The sequence below is a fragment of the Dyella sp. genome (genome assembly GCF_035685805.1).
In the GTDB taxonomy this organism is placed as follows: Bacteria; Pseudomonadota; Gammaproteobacteria; order Xanthomonadales; family Rhodanobacteraceae; genus Dyella_A.
The window spans coordinates 93,513-110,386 of the sequence record NZ_DASSAB010000030.1 but is presented as its reverse complement, the minus strand read 5'-3'; the positions used below and the strand labels follow the sequence as shown (position 1 = coordinate 110,386).

General features: G+C 69.8%; 13 protein-coding genes. 5 read left to right on the top strand and 8 right to left on the bottom strand.

Features of this window, described 5'->3' with window-relative positions:
* The 3 genes from VFG40_RS06785 to VFG40_RS06775 all read left to right on the top strand — a co-directional run bounded on the left by VFG40_RS06785 (position 1) and on the right by VFG40_RS06775 (position 3,915).
* Complete coding sequence (locus tag VFG40_RS06785; protein WP_324896236.1) at positions 1-2,145, top strand: TonB-dependent receptor; 2,145 nt, start codon at positions 1-3, stop codon at positions 2,143-2,145.
* Positions 2,146-2,317: 172 nt separating this feature from the next.
* Positions 2,318-3,511, top strand: coding sequence for a class I SAM-dependent methyltransferase (locus tag VFG40_RS06780; RefSeq protein ID WP_324896234.1), 1,194 nt, complete (start codon positions 2,318-2,320; stop codon positions 3,509-3,511).
* Positions 3,508-3,915 carry a VanZ family protein gene (locus VFG40_RS06775; protein WP_414649260.1) on the top strand — a complete coding sequence of 136 codons (408 nt, stop codon included), beginning with the start codon at positions 3,508-3,510 and terminating at the stop codon, positions 3,913-3,915. Before VFG40_RS06780 ends, VFG40_RS06775 begins: the two co-directional genes overlap by 4 nt.
* On the opposite strand, the gene VFG40_RS06770 is transcribed toward VFG40_RS06775, so the two are convergent.
* Both VFG40_RS06770 and VFG40_RS06765 read right to left on the bottom strand, forming a co-directional pair.
* On the bottom strand, positions 3,892-6,090 hold the full coding sequence (locus tag VFG40_RS06770; protein ID WP_324896232.1) for an LTA synthase family protein: 2,199 nt from the start codon (positions 6,088-6,090) through the stop codon (positions 3,892-3,894). The genes VFG40_RS06775 and VFG40_RS06770 overlap by 24 nt on opposite strands.
* A 52-nt stretch (positions 6,091-6,142) precedes the next feature.
* Positions 6,143-7,375 (bottom strand): multifunctional CCA addition/repair protein, encoded by a 1,233-nt coding sequence (locus tag VFG40_RS06765; RefSeq protein WP_324896230.1) that lies wholly within the window; start codon positions 7,373-7,375, stop codon positions 6,143-6,145.
* A gap of 102 nt (positions 7,376-7,477) precedes the next feature.
* Between VFG40_RS06765 and VFG40_RS06760 the strand changes: the two genes are divergently transcribed.
* Positions 7,478-9,163, top strand: coding sequence for a trehalase family glycosidase (locus tag VFG40_RS06760; RefSeq protein ID WP_324896228.1), 1,686 nt, complete (start codon positions 7,478-7,480; stop codon positions 9,161-9,163).
* Positions 9,164-9,230: 67 nt separating this feature from the next.
* Here the strand turns inward: VFG40_RS06760 and VFG40_RS06755 are convergent, their stop codons facing one another.
* Entirely contained in the window at positions 9,231-10,169 is a 939-nt protein-coding gene (locus VFG40_RS06755) for a complex I NDUFA9 subunit family protein (RefSeq protein WP_324896226.1), read from the bottom strand.
* A 21-nt stretch (positions 10,170-10,190) separates the two neighbouring features.
* Complete coding sequence (locus VFG40_RS06750) at positions 10,191-12,248, bottom strand: transglycosylase SLT domain-containing protein (protein ID WP_324896224.1); 2,058 nt, start codon at positions 12,246-12,248, stop codon at positions 10,191-10,193.
* A 157-nt stretch (positions 12,249-12,405) separates the two neighbouring features.
* On the opposite strand from VFG40_RS06750, the gene VFG40_RS06745 reads away from it, so the two are divergent.
* On the top strand, positions 12,406-13,986 hold the full coding sequence (locus VFG40_RS06745) for a glycoside hydrolase family 17 protein (protein ID WP_324896222.1): 1,581 nt from the start codon (positions 12,406-12,408) through the stop codon (positions 13,984-13,986).
* Here the strand turns inward: VFG40_RS06745 and VFG40_RS06740 are convergent.
* From VFG40_RS06740 to VFG40_RS06725, 4 genes are all read right to left on the bottom strand, one after another.
* A complete protein-coding gene (locus VFG40_RS06740) occupies positions 13,906-14,307 on the bottom strand; it encodes a hypothetical protein (RefSeq protein ID WP_324896220.1) in 402 nt (133 codons plus the stop codon). The genes VFG40_RS06745 and VFG40_RS06740 overlap by 81 nt on opposite strands.
* Positions 14,304-15,113, bottom strand: coding sequence for an endonuclease/exonuclease/phosphatase family protein (locus VFG40_RS06735; RefSeq protein WP_324896218.1), 810 nt, complete (start codon positions 15,111-15,113; stop codon positions 14,304-14,306). The genes VFG40_RS06740 and VFG40_RS06735 overlap by 4 nt, the downstream gene beginning before the upstream one ends.
* A gap of 91 nt (positions 15,114-15,204) precedes the next feature.
* Positions 15,205-15,861 carry a thiol:disulfide interchange protein DsbA/DsbL gene (locus VFG40_RS06730; RefSeq protein WP_324896216.1) on the bottom strand — a complete coding sequence of 219 codons (657 nt, stop codon included), beginning with the start codon at positions 15,859-15,861 and terminating at the stop codon, positions 15,205-15,207.
* Between the two features lie 68 nt (positions 15,862-15,929).
* Positions 15,930-16,817, bottom strand: coding sequence for a thiol:disulfide interchange protein DsbA/DsbL (locus tag VFG40_RS06725; RefSeq protein ID WP_324896214.1), 888 nt, complete (start codon positions 16,815-16,817; stop codon positions 15,930-15,932).
* Positions 16,818-16,874: the final 57 nt, after the last annotated feature.

Genomic DNA, 16,874 nt, shown 5'->3' with positions numbered 1-16,874 from the left:
ATGAAGCCAACCCCGCTTGCCCTCAGTCTCGTTCTGGCCTTTGCTGCCGTGCCCGCCCTGGCGGCCGCGACCGACGCGGCCCCGGCGGCGGATACCGTGGGCGCGCAGCACGAACGGCCGGTGAAGGAGCTGGGTGCCGTCTCGGTTTCCGCAGCACTTGATCAGTCGCGCAATGCGCTTTCTCCCGACACCGGTTCGAGCCAGTACGTGATCGACCAGAAGGCGATCGCACAGCTGCCGCTGGGCGACGCCACGCCGGTGAACCAGGTGCTGCTGCAGGCGCCGGGTGTGGTGCAGGATTCCTACGGCGGCCTGCACGTGCGCGGCGACCACGCCAACCTGCAGTACCGCATCAACGGGGTGATCATTCCCGAGTCGATCTCCGGCTTCGGCCAGACGCTGGACACGCGCACCATCCACACCATCAAGCTGCTCGACGGCGCGCTGCCGGCGCAGTACGGCCTGCGCACCGCGGCCGTGGTGGACATCACTACCCGCAGTGGGCACGAGCTCGGCAACGGCGGCAGCGTGGGCATCACCGGCGGCTCGTTCGGCACGCTCAATCCGAATGCCTCGATCTGGGGCAGCACCGATCGCTGGAGCTGGTTCCTCACCGCCAACACCCTGGAGAACGATGTCGGGGTGGAGAACCCCACTGCCAGCCGCAAGCCGATCCACGACCACACCAACCAGGTCAAGGCGTTCGGCGACATCTCCTACCTGATCAACAACGACACGCGGCTGAGCTTCCTGTTCGGCGCGGCCAACAGCCGCTTCCAGATCCCCAACCATCCCGGCCAGCAGCCCAGCTTCGGCTATCTGGACACCGTGGACTTCAATTCGGCCCTGCTCGACGAGCGCCAGCGCGAGACCACCCGCTTCGGCGTGCTGTCGCTGCAGGGCAAGGCGGGATCGACCGACTACCAGGTGTCGCTGGGCCAGCGCTATTCCAGCCTGAACTTCCTGCCGGACCCGATCGGCGACCTGATGTTCAACGGCGTCGCCTCGACCATCAATCGCAGCAACCGCGCCAGCACGCTGCAGGCCGACTTCGCCACGCCGCTGGGTGATCGCCACACGCTGCGCTATGGCGTGTACGGCAGCTTCGAGCGCGCGCCCAGCAGCAACAGTGCCTACGTGTTCCCGGCCAATACCGACGGCAGCCAGGCCAGCACCACGCCGATCAACATCCTCGACGGTAACCGGCTCACCGCGAAAACCTGGTCGGCCTACGTGCAGGACGAGTGGAGCATCGGCGACAAGCTCACGGTGAACTACGGCCTGCGCGGCGACGAGTACAAGGCGTTCCGCACCGAGAGCCAGCTCAGCCCGCGCCTGGGCGCGGTCTACCAGGCCACCGACTCCACCGTGCTGCATGCCGGCTACTCGCGCTACTTCACGCCGCCGGCGACCGAGGCGATCACCACGGCCAACATCGCCAGGTTCGACGGCACCACCAACGCGCTGCCGGACACCGGCAACAACACGCCGCTGGCCGAGCGCAGCGACTACTTCGACGTCGGCGTCTCGCAGAACGTGGGGCCGAACCTCACGCTGGGCGTGGACGCCTATTACCGCACCGTGCAGCGCCTGCAGGACGAGGGCCAGTTCGGCGCCGCGCTGGTGTACTCCACCTTCAACTACGCCCGCGGCCGCATCAAGGGCGTGGAGTTCACCGCCAACTACGCCAACGGCCCGCTTAGCGCGTATTTCAACCTGTCGGCCAGCCGCGCGATCGGCAACCGCGTGATCACCAGCCAGTACAACTTCGCCGCGGACGACCTGGCCTACGTGGCCAACCACTGGATCTTCCTCGACCACGACCAGGCGTACTCCTCCTCCGGCGGCATCAGCTATGCGCTGGACGAGGGTACCCGCGTGGGCGCCGACTACCTGTTCGGCAGCGGCCTGCGCAAGGACGGCAGCGTGCCGAACGGCGCGTCGCTGCCGGCCTACTTCCAGCTCAACCTGAGCGCGTCGCACGACTTCGAGTTCGAGACCACCGGCACGCTGCACACGCAGCTGGCGCTGATCAACGCGCTGGACCGTTCGTACGAGATCCGCGACGGCAGCGGCATCGGCGTGGGCGCGCCACAGTTCGGCCCGCGCCGCGGCGTGTACCTCACCGTGCAGAAGGATTTCTGATCCCCCCGCTTGCCGCGTCACGACGATGGGCTCTCTCCCGCATGCGTCGTCGTGACGTGGGCAAGCACCTGCGCTCGCCGCAGTGCACGCCACACATCAGTCAGCTGCGGCGCACGGTACCGCCCGCTCCAGCCGCTATCCTTGCGCGCGTTCTCCCCCGAGCGACGAGCGCATGCACAACCGACTTCCCGAACCGTCCGCCGACGAGCGCGCGCATTCCGAGCGCCTGCTCACCCAGCTGCGCGAGCAGATCGCCGCGCACGGGCCGATGCCGTTCGCGCAGTACATGGAGCGCTGCCTGTATGCGCCCGGGCTGGGGTACTACAGCGCTGGCGCAACCAAGTTCGGCGCGGCCGGCGATTTCATCACCGCGCCCGAACTTGGCGAACTGTTCGCGCGCTGCGTGGTGCAGGCGGTGCAGGGAACCCTCGCGCAGTTGGATGACGCGGCCGAGTTCCTCGAGCTCGGCGCCGGCAGTGGCGCCTTCGCCGAAGCCGCCTTGCGCGCCATGCACGAAGCCGGCGCGCTGCCGCGCCGCTACGCCATCCTCGAACCCAGCGCGGACCTGCGCGAGCGTCAGCGAGCCCGCCTCGAGGCCGCGCTACCGCCCGAGGTGGCTGCCCGCGTGCACTGGCTCGACCGGCCGCCGACCGAGCCGTGGCGCGGCGTGCTGTTCGCCAACGAAGTGATCGATGCGCTGCCAGCCACGCGCTTCGCAATCCGCGACAGTGCCGTGTGGGAAGAGTGCGTGGGCGTGGGCGACGATGGCCGCCTGGTGCGCGAGGATCGTCCGGCCGATGCCGCCTTGGTCAACGCCGTGCGCCAGCTCGAACGCGAACTGGGAGCCCCGTTCGACGACGGTTACCGCTCCGAGCTGCTGCCGCAGCTGGCCGCCTGGCTGCAGGCGATCGCCGGCGCGCTGGAAGCCGGGCTGATGCTGTTCGTCGACTACGGCTACACCCGCCGCGAGTTCTACCTGCCCGAGCGCCGCGACGGCACGCTGATGGCGCACTACCGCCACCGCAGCCACGCCGATCCGCTGTACCTGCCGGGCCTCAACGACCTCACCGCCTCGGTGGATTTCAGCGCGCTGGCCGAGGCCGGCGTCCGCGCGGGCTTTGCGCTCGCCAGCTACCTGCCGCAGTCGGCGTTCCTGATCGGCGCCGGCCTGCCGCAGGCGTTCGAGGCGGCCTATGCGAACGCACTGGATGAAGCGGCGCGCTACCGCCTCGCCCAGCAGGTGAAGCGGCTCACCCTGCCCGAGCAGATGGGCGAGCGCTTCCAGGCGATGCTGTTCGCCCGCGGCCTCGATCCGCTGCCACTTCCCGCCGACCTCATCGACGGCGACTACGCCGCACGCCTGTGATCGCTACCACCGATCGCCTGCAGTTCCACCGCACCTGGGTCGCGCTGGGCGTGCTGGTGATGGCGTGGACGCTGTGGATGGCGTTGCGCCCGGACCCGGGCATCACGCTCACCGTGCCGGACGGCGACAAGCTGCTGCACGCGTTCGCCTTCACCTGCCTGATGGGCTGGTGGGGCAACGTCTACGCCGATCGCCGCCGCCGCGTCGGCGCCGCGCTGGTCTGCCTGGCCTTCGGCGTGTTCATCGAGTTCGCGCAGTGGCTCGATCCACCGCGCGATGCCGATCCGTTCGACGTGCTTGCCGACGCGGCGGGCATCGCGCTGGCCGGGTTGCTGCTGCGCACGCCGCTTGCCCGGGTGCTGGCGAGCGGCGAGGCGTGGTTACGGCGTCGGCGCGGCGGCTGAGCTGGCCGGCGCGGGCGCCGCGCTGCTGGTGGCCGCTGCCGGCGCCGGCTCGGCAGGATTCACCGGCGTGGCGTCCTCCGGCCGGCGCGCCAGTTCGCCGTGCTTGAACAGGTTCGCGGCCACCTGGTAGTAGGCGATCGCATCGTTCACCAGCGCGTCGTTCACCGGCGAGGCGGGCTTGGCGTCGCCCGTGTCGAAGTCGGGAATCAGCTGCTCCATCTTGCGGCCCGGCTCCAGCGCGGTGAGCACGTTGTGGCGCAGGTAGCCGAGCTTCTCGTAGGTAGCCGGGAACGCGCGCTCGCGGCCGGGTTCGAGCTGGAACACGTCGTAGCCGAAGAAGCGGCTGCGGTAGCTGAAGTGCAGCAGGCCGAGCAGGGTCGGCGGGATGTCGATCTGCGCGGTGAGGCGCTCGACCTTGCGTGGCGCGATGTGCGCCGGCGCGTAGATCCACAGCGGGATGTGGTAGCGGTTGATCGGGATGCTGGACTTGCCCGCACTGGCCGCGTCGTGGTCGGCGGTGATCACGAACACGGTGTCGTTGAAGTACGGCTTGTTCTTCGCACGTTTCAGGAAGTCGCCGATCGACCAGTCGGTGTACGCCACCGCGCCCGCGCGCGAGCCCTGCGGGAACTTCACCCGGCCTTCGGGGAAGGTGTACGGGCGATGGTTGGAGGTGGTCATGATGTGCAGGAAGAACGGCTTGCCCTGTGCATGCGCCTGGTCCATTTGCGCCAGCGCCATGGTGAACAGGTCTTCGTCGGACACGCCCCACACGTTCTCGTGGTGGATGGTGGCGTCCTTGGGGAAATCCTTGCGGTCGACCGCCTGGTAGCCGTTGTGGCTGAAGAAGTAGTTCATGTTGTCGAAGTAGCCGTAGCCACCGTAGACGAACTCCGACACGTAGCCGCGATCGTTGAAGATGTCCGCCAGCGAGAACAGGTTTTCGTTGTTCTTCATCTTGATCACCGAGTCGCCCGGCGTCGGCGGCACCGACAGCGACAGCGCCTCGAGCCCGCGCACGGTGCGCGTGCCGTTGGCGTAGGCGTTCTCGAAGAACAGGCTGTTCTCGGACAGTGCATCCAGCTGCGGGGTGAGGCCTTCCTTGTTGCCGAACACGCTCAGGTAGTCGGCCGAGAGGCTTTCCACGCTGATAAGCACCACGTTGAGATGCTGCTCCGGGCCGACGTTGCGAATGGCGCGGGTGAGGTCGTGCGGGTTGTCGGTGAGGTAGGTCGCTTCGGGCGTCTTCAACAGCTCGCGCACGCGGGTGTATGCCTCGGTTTCCGGCAGGGTGCGGTAGAACTTGGCGTAGTCGAGGTGGCTGGAGCGGAATGCGGCGAAGAACTGGAAGATGCCGTTGCCGGCCAGCTCGTTGACGTAGTTGTTGTCGGTGCGGTCCTTCATGTCGGCAGTGACGAGTGCCGTGACCAGCACGCTCAGCGCCAGCCACACGGCGGCGAGCACGCTGCGTGCGCCGAACCCGCTGCCGCCGTCGTTGCTGCGCAGGCGCCGGCGGGTGAGCCACACCAGCAGCACCGATACCCCCGCCAGCAGCGCCAGCCAGGTACCGATCGGATACGACTCGCGGATGTTGCCGATCACCTCGGTGGTGTAGACGAGGTAGTCCACCGCGATGAAGTTGAAGCGCACGCCGAACTCCTGCCAGAACACCAGCTCGGAGGCGGCCACGAACAGCAGGCCGAACAGCAGCGCCAGGCACAGCCCGTACAGGTAGCCGCGGCCGCTGCGGCGGTTGTACGCCAGCGCGGGCAGCGGCAGCAGGTAGATCACCACGATCGCCAGCGGCCACACCTCGTGCAGGCTGGCCTTCCAGATCAGGTGCAGCACGCCCCAGCACAGCGCGAAGCCGGCCAGCAGCGCGCCGATCCATGCCAGCCAGCGGCCGGGCGTGCGCACCAGCGGCCGGTCGGTGGGCACGATCCACAGGAACAGCACCAGCGGCCAGGCCACGTAGACGAAGGTGAGCAGGTCCGAGACAGCACCAACGCCGAAGGCGTACAGGTAATTGAGCGGGTTCGGCGACACACCGCTGCCGGTCATCACCAGCAGGGCGATGCGTGTGACCACGCCGATCAGCAGATAGGCGCCGGCCAGCCAGCCGAGGGGGCGCAGCCGCTGGCGCAGCGGCGAGGGCGAACGGAAGCTCAGGGACACGGGCGACTCCGGCAGATCAGGGTGCGGCTGCCGAAGGCGCCGCGGGAAAGGGCTAGATGCTAGCGAGTTTCACGTTAGCAATGGCTTGGACGCGGGCCGCCTCCATCGCGGCGCCGACCGCCGGACCCGTGAGTCCGTCGGCAATGAACGGCGCCGCCTGCACCGCCGCGGCTGCCGCGCAGGCGCGGCGCAGGTAGTCGGCGGGCGGATAGTCGTCTTCGGCGTGGCCGAGCCGGCCGCGCTTGTCGGCCCAGCAGGCAACCAGGAACGTGTCCAGCCGCGCCGGCCGGCGCAGCGCGTCCAGCGCGCTCAGCAGTTTCATCACGGTAGCCGGCTTGAGCTCCAGCGCGCGGTGCGCGTTGAGGTGCTCGCGGCACACCAGCTCGGCCAGCGCCGCATGCTCGGTGGGCACCTTGAGCCGCGCCGACAGCACGCGCACGCGCGGCACGCCGGCATGCTCGTGGCCGATGTGGCGCGGCAGCGCGTCGGTCGGCGTCAGTGCCTTGCCGAGGTCGTGGCACAGCGCGCAGTAGCCCACCAGGTCGTCGCCTGGCGCGATCGCCGCGGCGGCGTCCAGCACCAGCTCCATGTGCGTGCCGGTGTCGATCTCGGGATGGAACTCGGCGCGCTGCGGCACGCCGTACAGCGCGTCGATCTCGGGAAACAGCACGGCCAGCGCGCCGCTCTCGCGCAGCACGCGCAGGAACGCCGAGGGCTGCGCCTCGGCCAACGCCTTGCGCGTCTCGGCCCACACGCGCTCGGGCACCAGGTGATCCACCTCGCCGTCGGCCACCATCTGCCGCATCAGCGCCATCGTCTCCGGCGCCACGGTGAAGCCCAGCGGTGCGAAGCGCGCGGCGAAGCGCGCCACGCGCAGCAGGCGCACCGGATCCTCCACGAACGCCGGCGACACGTGCCGCAGCACGCGGGCTTCGAGATCGCGCACGCCGCCGTAGGGGTCGACCAGCGCGCCGGCTTCGTCCTGCGCGATGGCGTTGATGGTGAGATCGCGCCGCGCGAGGTCCTCTTCCAGCGTCACCTCCGGTTCGGCGTGGAAGGCGAAGCCGTGGTAGCCGCGCCCGGTCTTGCGCTCGGTGCGGGCCAGCGCGTACTCCTCGCCGGTCTGCGGGTGCAGGAACACCGGGAAATCCTTGCCCACCGGGCGATAGCCCAGCGCCAGCAGCTCGTCCGGACGCGCGCCGACCACCACGTGGTCGCGGTCCACCACGGAGCGGCCGAGCAGGTGATCGCGGACGGCGCCGCCGACGAGGTAGGAGGTGTGCATGCGTACATTCTGCCACGTGCACTTTCACGTCCCCGCCACGGCAGGGGCTCCGGTGCGGCGCTATGCTCGAACGGGTCGGTCACCACCAAGGGGTATCCCGCGATGATCCGCCCGCTCCGTTCCCTGCTCGCCACGACGCTCTTCGGTGTCGCTGCCGCCGCCTCCGCCGCCACCACCACCGCCGCCGATCCGGGGCGCACGCGCGCCTACATCGACCACGCCTGGAGCACGCTCACCCGCGCCACCGACGACTGCGCCTCGCTGGTCGATCCGAAGGTTGCCACCACGCCGGTGCTGTACCTGCCGGCAGACGTGCCGATGCCGGCCGCACTCACCGCCACGCAGCAGCGCTGCGCGGTCGACGTGCGTCGCCTGCCGGCGGTGGTCACCGCGCTGGGCCAGATCGATGCGCGCACGCTGCCGGCGCAAGGCCTGCTCTATCTGCCGCATCCCTACGTGGTGCCGGGCGGCATGTTCAACGAGATGTACGGCTGGGACAGCTACTTCATCGTGCTGGGCCTGGTCGCCGACCATCGCGAAGACCTCGCGCGCGGCATGGTGGAAAACTTTCTCTACGAGATCGACCACTACGGCGGCGTGCTCAACGCGAACCGCAGCTATTACTTCAGCCGCTCGCAGCCGCCGTTCCTGACGGCGATGATGCGTGCGGTGCTGGACGATCCGGCCAGCTTCGCCGATGCCGACGCCGCGGCGCGGTGGCTGCGCGCGGCCTATCCGCTGGCGGTGAAGGATCACGCGATCTGGACCAGCGCCGCCCATCGCGCCGGCGATACCGGACTGGCCCGCTACATGGATCTGGGCACCGGCCCGGTGCTGGAGCATCGCAACGCCGATTACCTGAAGGGCGTGATCCGCTATCTCGAGCACCATCCGGCGAAGAACCGCGGCTATCTGGTGAAGGCCGGCGAGCATCCCGATGCCGCCGAGGCGGCAAGGCTCAAGATCTCCAGCTGCGACCTCGCCGCCTCGCGCGTGTGCGCCGACGCCTGGGCCGATGGCTACCGGCTCAGCGCCGATTACTACGCCGGCGATCGCGCCATGCGCGAGTCGGGCTTTGACACCAACTTCCACTTCGGCCCCTACGGCGCCGCCACCCACCATTACGCCGCGGTCGGCCTGAACAGCCTGCTGTACCGCTACGAACGCGATCTGCATGACTTCGCGCTGCTGCTGGGCAAGCCGGACGAGGCAGCGCAGTGGGCAAAGCAGGCCGACGCCCGCAAGGCCGCCATCAACAAGTACCTGTGGCGTGCTGACCGCGGCCTGTTCATGGACTACGACACCACCACCGGCACGCCCGCCGACGATCCTTATCTCACCACGTTCTATCCGCTGTGGGCGGGCCTGGCCACGCCCGACCAGGCCCGGGCGGTGCGTGACCATCTGGCGTTGTTCGAGCGCAAGGGTGGGCTGGCGATGAGCACCGACGCCAGCGGCGCGCAGTGGGACGAGCCGTTCGGCTGGGCACCGACCAACTGGCTCGCGGTGAAGGGGCTGGACGACTACGGCTTCCACGCGGACGCGCGCCGGCTCGCGACAAAGTTCAGGGGTACCGTCGACCGCAGCCTTGCCGCCGACGGCACCATCCGCGAGAAGTACAACATGGCCAGCGGCAATGCCGACGTCACCATCACCGCCGGTTATACCGACAACGTGATCGGCTTCGGCTGGACCAACGGCGTCTATCTCAAGCTCGGCGAACTGCTGTCGGCACCGGCGCCCGCCGCGACCGATGCCGGTGGGCGCACCGAGACCGCGCCGCACTGAGGCACGGCGCGCCTACCGGCGCTGCCGACGCCGCCGCGAGTGCGGGCGTCGGCGCCGCGGCGAACGCTCAGCGGCGCAGGGTGCGCGCGCGATCGAGCCGGCGCTGGCGCGGCAGGCCGTCGATCAGCCGACCGAGCCACGGCGTGAACGGCTGCGGCACGATCCCCAGCGCCGCGTAGCCGTCGACCTTGCCGACCGAATCGGTGCGCAGCGAGCGGAAATTGTCGAGCGAAAACGGCTTGCCGGGCAGCAGCTCCGCGAACTGCGCCTGCAACCGGCCCAGCCCGTCCGGCAGCGGCACGATCCGCGTACGCAGGCCGGCGGCATCGCGGATGGCGGTGACGATCTCGCCCAGCGTCAGCACCTGCGGGCCGTACAGCTCGAAGCTGCGGTTGAGCGACAGGGCATCATCCGCCACGCAGCGAGCGATCGCCTCGGCCACGTCGCCGACAAAGGTCGGCGCCAGCCGCGACGGCACCCGTGCCAGCGGCAACACCGGCGTGAGCCGAAGAATCCGCACGAAGCGCGTCACCAGGCCATCGCCTTCGCCGAAGATCACGCTGGGCTGGTACAGCGTCCAGCCCAGCCCCGAGCCGCGCACCAGCTCCTCCGCTTCGCCGCGGGTCTTCAGGTACTGGCTCAGGCCCTGGCCGGCCTTGAGCGAACTCATCTGGTGCAGTCGGGTGACGCCGGTATCGCGGCACGCCGCGATCAGCTGCCGGGTCAGCTCCACATGCACGCGCTGAAATGTCTGGCGGCCGGAAGGATTGAGTATGCCGATCAGGTTGATCACCGCATCCGCACCGGCCACCGCCTCGCGCAGCTGGGACGAGTCGTGCACATCGCAGTTGCGCAGGCGCACGCCGGGGATCACGCCAATGTGCCGGTGCTTCTCGCAGTTGCGGGTGAGCACGGTGAGCTGGTGGCCGTCGCGCGCGAGCCGGCTGAGCAGGTGGCCGCCGACGAAGCCGGTGCCACCGAGGATGACGAGACGCAGAGCGTTCATGGGTGCAGTGATCTCACGCGGTCAGGAGGAGGTGGAGACGCTGGAAGCCGGTACGCGCTCGGCCGATGCCGCTGCTGTCGCAGGACAGCTGATCGCCTTGCGCGCGGCGCCGGGTGCCGGTGGGGCATACGTCGCACCGATCGGCGGCATGCGCGCGTCCAGCGGCACCGCGCGGCCGGACATGCGCCAGTCGTAGATCACGCTGAAGGCCATCACACGGGCCACGTACTCGCGCGTTTCCTTGTACGGAATGGTGGCCGTAAAGACATCCGGTGGCAGCGTGCCGCGTTCGGCCAGCCACTGGTCGACCTTGATCGGCCCGGCGTTGTACGCGGCACTCGCCAGCCACGGTGCCCCATTGAAGCGCGCGGCCATCTGCGCCAGGTAGCGCGTGCCCAGCGCCACGTTCACGGCCGGGTCGTACAGCGAGTCGCCGCCGTTCCACGGCAGCTGGTAGCTCCTGGCCACCTGGGCGGCAGTGGCCGGCAGCAGCTGCATCAGCCCGCGCGCATCCGCGCCGGAGTGGGCGTCACTCATCCAGGCGCTCTCGGCGCGGGCGATGGCATACGCCCAGGCCGGATCGATGCCGGCCTGCTCGGCCTGCGGTACCACGCCGTCCTGGCTGGCCAGGGGAAAGCGCTGTTCGTACAGGCGCAGCATGTCTCCGCTGGAGAAAGTGAACACGGCGCGGTCGTACCAGCCGCGCTGGTAGGCCAGCAGCGCCGCCTCGCGCTGGGTCGCCGGATCGGTGCCCCGCAGCGCCTGGGCCCATTCGCGCCTCGCCTCGCGCGGCATCCCCACGGCGTACAGCTCGAACGCGCGCTGCAGGCCGATGTTGGCCAGCAGCGACTGCGCGCGGGCCGCGTCATCGTCCAGGCTGAGCGGGCACAGCGTGTACGGAGCGTCGGCGCGGTCGGCAGCCAGAAAACCGAAGTAGGTCGGCTGCTGCGCCAGCGCCGCGAACAGGGGCTGGGCCTGTGCTGGCTTGCCCAGCTCGGCCAGCGCGCGGGCACGGAAATACTGCCACTCCCCATCCGCCTGCTGGGCCGGGCTCAGGGCGTCGATCGCCTTCAGCACCGCCGGCCAGTTCTGCGCCGCCAGTGCCACGCGCACGCGCCATTCGCGGGTGGCGTCGCTCTGTGCATCCGGCGGCAGCTGGCTCAGCCGCTGCAGTGCGTTGTCGTCGAAGTCGGTGGCGTGGAACAGCGCCAGCGCGTTGAGCACGTCGTTGCGCTGCGCGTCGCTGAAGCTGAAGCGGTGGCGCAGCGTCAGCCACGCGGCGTCCGCCGCGCCGGACTGGCGCCGCGCCAGTCGTTGCAGGGCCAGTGCAGCGGCCTGCCGATGCCGCGGCGTGTCCGGCCAGTGGTCGGCATCGGCCACCGCGGCGGCCGGGTCGCGCAGCGCCTGCGCCAGCCGTGCGCCCGCCGCGGCCTGTTCGTCCGGCAGCCAGCCGGCCAGTGCGGCCACGGTGCCGCCGGCCCCGGCATAGAGCGCGCGATCGATCCGTGCCCACAGCCGGTCTGTGGTCAGCAGTCCCTGAGCGCGTGCCTGCGCCAGCACCGGATCGCACGCGCCGGGCAATGACGGGCGGTGCCAGAGCGCGTCCAGGTCGCGCTGGAAATCCAGCGTCTCGCCCCGTGCCATCCGCGCCTGCAGTGCATCGCAGGCAAGCGCATCGCCGAGTCCGTCCTGGTAGAGCGCGAGGAAATCGTTCCAGTCCTGCCGACGGGCCAGCTCGCCGAGGAACGCGCGGCGCAGGTCGTTGGCGGGAATCTGCCCGGGATAGCGCGCCAGATAGTCGCTCACCGCGGCGGTGTCGAGTGTGGCCAGGTCGTGCTCCAGCGCGGCCGCCGGCAGGTAGGGATAGAGCACGTACGATTCCAGCCCCTTCGCCTGCGCCTTCCAGGCGGCGTCGCCCCGCTGTGCGCTGGCGTAGGCGGTGGTGAAGGCGGCGCGCTGCGCCTCGGTGCCCGCCGCGGCGCGCACTATTCCGGGCGCCACCAGCAGCAGCGCAAACGCGCAGGCAAGGCGCAGAAACGAGCGGTCGGTGCGGTGGGGGAGTGGGGCAAAAGCGGGCATCGTGCCTCCTGCGTGGACCAGCGCGCAGTGTAACGGAAGGGTCTGTGCACGCCCTGCCGAGAGCCGGCGGCAGCGCGACGCAGCGGCGGCCGGGGCGTCGCGGTCGCCGCGTCGCCGGCCGCTGATAAACTGCCGCGCTGCCACTCACGGGATCCTCATGACGCCTGCTGCCCTGCCTTCCTCGCGACCGCACTGGCCGATCTGGCTCGGGTTGATCCTCGCCGCCTTCGGCGGGCTGGGGTGGTGGTGGCTGGCGGGGCGTCCGGTGGCGCTGCCGGATGCGCCCTCGAGCCGCATCGCCTGCGTGTCCTATGCGCCGTACCGCCTCGCGGGCCAGACGCCTTACGATCCGGCCACTTTCATACCGCCCGGGCAGATCGACGCCGACCTGCGCGCGCTGTCGCGCCGCTTCGACTGCGTGCGCACCTATTCGCAGGGCCAGGGTCTGGATGCCGTGCCGGCGATCGCCGGGCGCTACGGCATGAAAGTGTTGATGGGCGTGTGGATCGGCCGCGACGCGGCCGCGAACGCGCGCGAGATCGCCCTCGCCACGGCCACCGCACGGGCGCATCCGCAGGTGCTGCGCGGCGTGATCGTGGGCAACGAGGTATTGCTGCGCGGTGAGCAGTCGCCCGCGGCGCTGGCCGGCTACCTGCGCCAGGCGCGTGCGGCGCTGCCGCCGGCGGTGCCGATCACCTACGCCGACGTGTGGGAGTTCTGGCTGCGCCATCCCGAGCTGGCTGGGTCGGTCGACTACATCACCGTGCACGTGCTGCCGTACTGGGAAGACGATCCGGTGCCGCCGGCGCGCGCCGTGCAGCACGTGGCAGATGTCTATGCGCGGGTGCGCGCGGCGTTTCCCGGCAAGCCGGTGATGATCGGCGAGACCGGCTGGCCCAGCGCCGGCCGGCCGCGCCAGGGTGCCACCGCGAGTCTGGTGAACGAGGCCCGCTACCTGCGCGAGTTCCTGCGCTACGCCGCTACAGCGCGCATTCCGTACAACGTGATCGAGGCGTTCGACCAGGGCTGGAAGCGCGCGCAGGAGGGCACGGTAGGTGGCTACTGGGGCATCTTCGACGCCGATGCGCAGCCGAAATTCCCGATGGAGGGCCCGGTGACGGAAATTCCGCGCTGGTGGCTGGGCTGGCTGGCGGCGGCACTGGGCGCGCTGGTGTTCGTGCTGGCGGCACGCGTGCATGGGCGTCGCGCGCGCGCGGCACTGGGCCTGGCCGGCATCGCCAGCGGCACCGCGCTGGCCTGGCAGGTGCGGCAGATGCTGTACGCCTGCGGACCCTGGTGGGAGTGGGTGCTGAGCGGGGCCGCCTGCCTGGCCGCGCTGCTTACTGCCTTGTCGCTGTCGCGCGTGCTGGCTGCGGCGCTGCAGGGCCGGACGGTCGCTCCGCCATCGCGTCGCCTCCGCTTCGGCTGGCTGCTGGTGCTGGCCTACGAGGGGCTGCTGCTGGTGTTCGATGGCCGTTACCGCGACTTTCCGCTGGGCCTGTTCGCGCTGCCGGCAGTGGGCTATGCGCTGGTCGCGATGCTCGGCCGGGCATGGCCCGGCGAACGCCGCCGCGAGGAGACCTTTCTCGCCGTGGTGGTGCCGCTGCTTGCGGCCATCGTGCTCGCACAGGAGCTGGCGATCAGCCCGGTGGCGTGGCTATGGCTGGGCCTGAACATGCTCGCGGGTTTCGCTGTGCTGTGGCCGGCTGCCCACCAGCAGCACCGCGCCGAGCAGTAGCGCGAGAGCGCCGGACTGGTAGCAGTAGAGCTCCAGCGCCACGGCACCCAGTGCCGCAGCAAGGGCGGCGCTCCAGCGTCGGCGGTGCGCCAGTGCAAGCGCGGTAGCGGCCAGCGCGGCGTAGCCGAAGGCATTGCTCAGGAACCCTGCCACCACCAGCGTGCGCGCGCTGCACCAGCCGGAAGCGGTGACCGCCATGGCGCAGCGATCAGCAAACGCGGGCGGCTCGACCAGCTGGTAACGCACCAGCGCCGCTGCGGCGCCCGCCAGCAGCACACCCGTCCACGCCAGCGCCATCGACCCGCGGCCCCGATCGCTCACCGGCGCACCTTGTGCAGGCGGGGAGCGATATGCGCCGGCATGCGGATCTCCGCCGCCAGCGGCAGGTGATCGGAAAACGCCTGCGGCAACGTCCAAGTGCGGTCGAGCCGGATGTCGGCCGAGGTAAGGATGTGGTCCAGCGCGCGCTTGGGCTTCCAGCTGGGAAAGGTCGGCGTGGGCTGCTCCGGCGGCTGCAGCCGGCACTTGGCGAACAGGTGCTCCATCTCCGCGCTGTGCGCTTCGGTGTTGAGATCGCCCATCAGCACCGCGTGCGGATAATCCGACAGCAGCTCGCCGATGAAGGCCAGTTGCCTGGCGCGTGCGGGCGCGCTGAGCGAGAGGTGGGCGATCATCACCGCCAGTGCATCCTCGCCCTCGCCGAACCGGGCCAGCAGCGCACCGCGCCCGGGGATGCGGCTGGGCAGCGGATAGTCGAACACGCTGTGCGGCTCGAGTCGGCTGATCAGCCCGTTCGCCGAGTGGGCCAGGCGGGCCATCGGACGATTCGGCTGGTGGCTCCAGAACGGCATGCCCGAGGTTTCGGCCAGGTAGCGCGTCTGGTTGAGGAAGCCCGAGCGCAGGCTGCCCGCATCGGCCTCCTGCAGGCCCACCACGTCGAACTGCGGCAGCAGCTCGGCGAGGCGGTCGAGGTTGTCCATCTTGCTGCGCCCGGGCAGCACGCCGTGCAGGCTGCGCGTCACGTACTCGTGGTAACGCTGGACGCTGCCGCCGGCGAGGATGTTGCAACTCAGCAGCCGCAGGCGGCGTTCGGCGGCGGGGGCGGGGGCGGCGCTGGAGGAACTCATGTCAGGACGATGCGCGGAGGCGGAGGCGCCGAGCATGCGCGCGATCGTGTGAACATCGCTGCAGCTTCGCCCGCCCCGCCTGCCAGGGCGCTTACTTGGCGCCGAGCTCGCGCTTGGCCAGCCACTGGGTCATCGCCGAGAGCTGCTCGAAGTTGTGCACTTCGCCGCTGCGGTACTTGCCGTTGACCACGATGGTGGGGGTGCCCGTGACGCCCCACTTCTGGATCAGCGCCAGGTCGCTCTTCATCTGCGCGGTGACCTCGTCGGAGGTGGCGATGCGCATGAACTCGTCGCGGTTGACGCCCTGACGGGCGTAGAAGTCGGCCAGCTCGTCGAGCGTGTTCAACGGGTAGTTCTGCTCGAACTTCTCGCGGAACAGCTCCAGGTGCGTGCGCTCGACCACGCCGAGCTTCTTGGCGGCATAGAACGCCCGCGCGTACGGCAACCATTCGGCGCTGAACGGTGCAGGCACCAGCTTGAATTCCACGCCCTTGGGCAGCGCGGCCCGCAGCTTCTCCGCGGTGGGCGCGAAGTGGGCGCAGTGCACGCAGCCATAGGAGAACACCTCGACCACTTCCACCTTTCCGGCGGCGCTGTAGCGCTGCGCGGGCGCCGGCAGGGTGACGTACTCGCTGCCCTCGGTGTACGGCGCCGACGGGTCGGCACCGGCGCCGGCGGAACAGGCGCTGGCGAGGATCAGACCGCCGACGAGGGCGAACAGACGCAGGCGGGACAAATGCTTGAGCATGGGGCGACTCCGCAGGAAATGCAGGAAGAAAAGACCGCGCGGCGAGGGGAAGGTGCCGCGGGAACCGCTCACTTGCCGGCGGCTTCCTTGGCGACCAGATACTGGGCCAGCTCGACCATCTGCGCATAGCCGCCGGCGCTGGGGCCGTCGAAGCGGTACTTGCCGTCGATCACGATGGTCGGCGTGCCTTCCACGCCATACGCCTTCACCAGTTCGTTCGAGCGCTTGACCTGGGTGTTGATGCTGAAGGAGTTGGCCACCGCCACGAACTCCTTCGGATCGACGCCGAACTTCGCGTAGACCTTGGCGGCGTCCTCGATGGTGGGCAGGTCCGACATCGGCTTCAGGCCCTGCTGGTCGGCACGCATCGAGCTCAGCTCGCGGCTCTTCCAGACCGCGTCATAGATGGCGTCGTTGGCCTTTTCGGCCACGCCCAGGGCCTGCGCGGTGAGATAGGCGCGCTGGAACATCGGAAAGTTCTCCTGCGGCATGAACGATACCGGCAGGTAGGCCATCACCGCGTTCGACGGCAGACTCGTGGCCAGCTTGTTCACCAGCGGATGGAAGTTGTTGCACGACGGGCAGGCGTAGGAGAACACTTCGGTCACTTCGATCTTGTCGGTGTTGGTGACCTTCGGCTGGGCCGGATCGATGCGGAAGTAGTTCTTGCCTTCCACCCACTTCGGATCCTCAACGAACGCCGCGGCATCGGTCGACCCGGTCCCAGCGCCGGCGTCCGTGCCGGTGGCCGCAGGCACGGCGGCCGTGGTGCTGGCGGAAGCCGCTGCCGCGGTGCCGGCCACCGTGGTCGGCGCAGCCGGAGCCGGGGCCGGCGTGGTTGTCGCCGTGGTGGCCGGCGCCGGCGTCGCGCTGGGCGCCGCACTGCTGTCGTGGCCCTGACTGCAAGCGGCCAGGGCGAACACGGCGAAACACAGGATCGGCAGACGCTTCAGCATGGGGAGTTCCTCGAGATCACGGGCGGGGAGGATCGACGGGGCGCACAACGACAACGC

Coding starts and splice junctions, on each gene's coding strand:
- VFG40_RS06785 (WP_324896236.1), top strand. CDS start 1: ATGAAGCCAACCCCGCTTGCCCTCAGTCTCGTTCTGGCCTTTGCTGCC.
- VFG40_RS06780 (WP_324896234.1), top strand. CDS start 2,318: ATGCACAACCGACTTCCCGAACCGTCCGCCGACGAGCGCGCGCATTCC.
- VFG40_RS06765 (WP_324896230.1), bottom strand. CDS start 7,375: ATGCACACCTCCTACCTCGTCGGCGGCGCCGTCCGCGATCACCTGCTC.
- VFG40_RS06760 (WP_324896228.1), top strand. CDS start 7,478: ATGATCCGCCCGCTCCGTTCCCTGCTCGCCACGACGCTCTTCGGTGTC.
- VFG40_RS06755 (WP_324896226.1), bottom strand. CDS start 10,169: ATGAACGCTCTGCGTCTCGTCATCCTCGGTGGCACCGGCTTCGTCGGC.
- VFG40_RS06750 (WP_324896224.1), bottom strand. CDS start 12,248: ATGCCCGCTTTTGCCCCACTCCCCCACCGCACCGACCGCTCGTTTCTG.
- VFG40_RS06745 (WP_324896222.1), top strand. CDS start 12,406: ATGACGCCTGCTGCCCTGCCTTCCTCGCGACCGCACTGGCCGATCTGG.
- VFG40_RS06735 (WP_324896218.1), bottom strand. CDS start 15,113: ATGAGTTCCTCCAGCGCCGCCCCCGCCCCCGCCGCCGAACGCCGCCTG.
- VFG40_RS06730 (WP_324896216.1), bottom strand. CDS start 15,861: ATGCTCAAGCATTTGTCCCGCCTGCGTCTGTTCGCCCTCGTCGGCGGT.
- VFG40_RS06725 (WP_324896214.1), bottom strand. CDS start 16,817: ATGCTGAAGCGTCTGCCGATCCTGTGTTTCGCCGTGTTCGCCCTGGCC.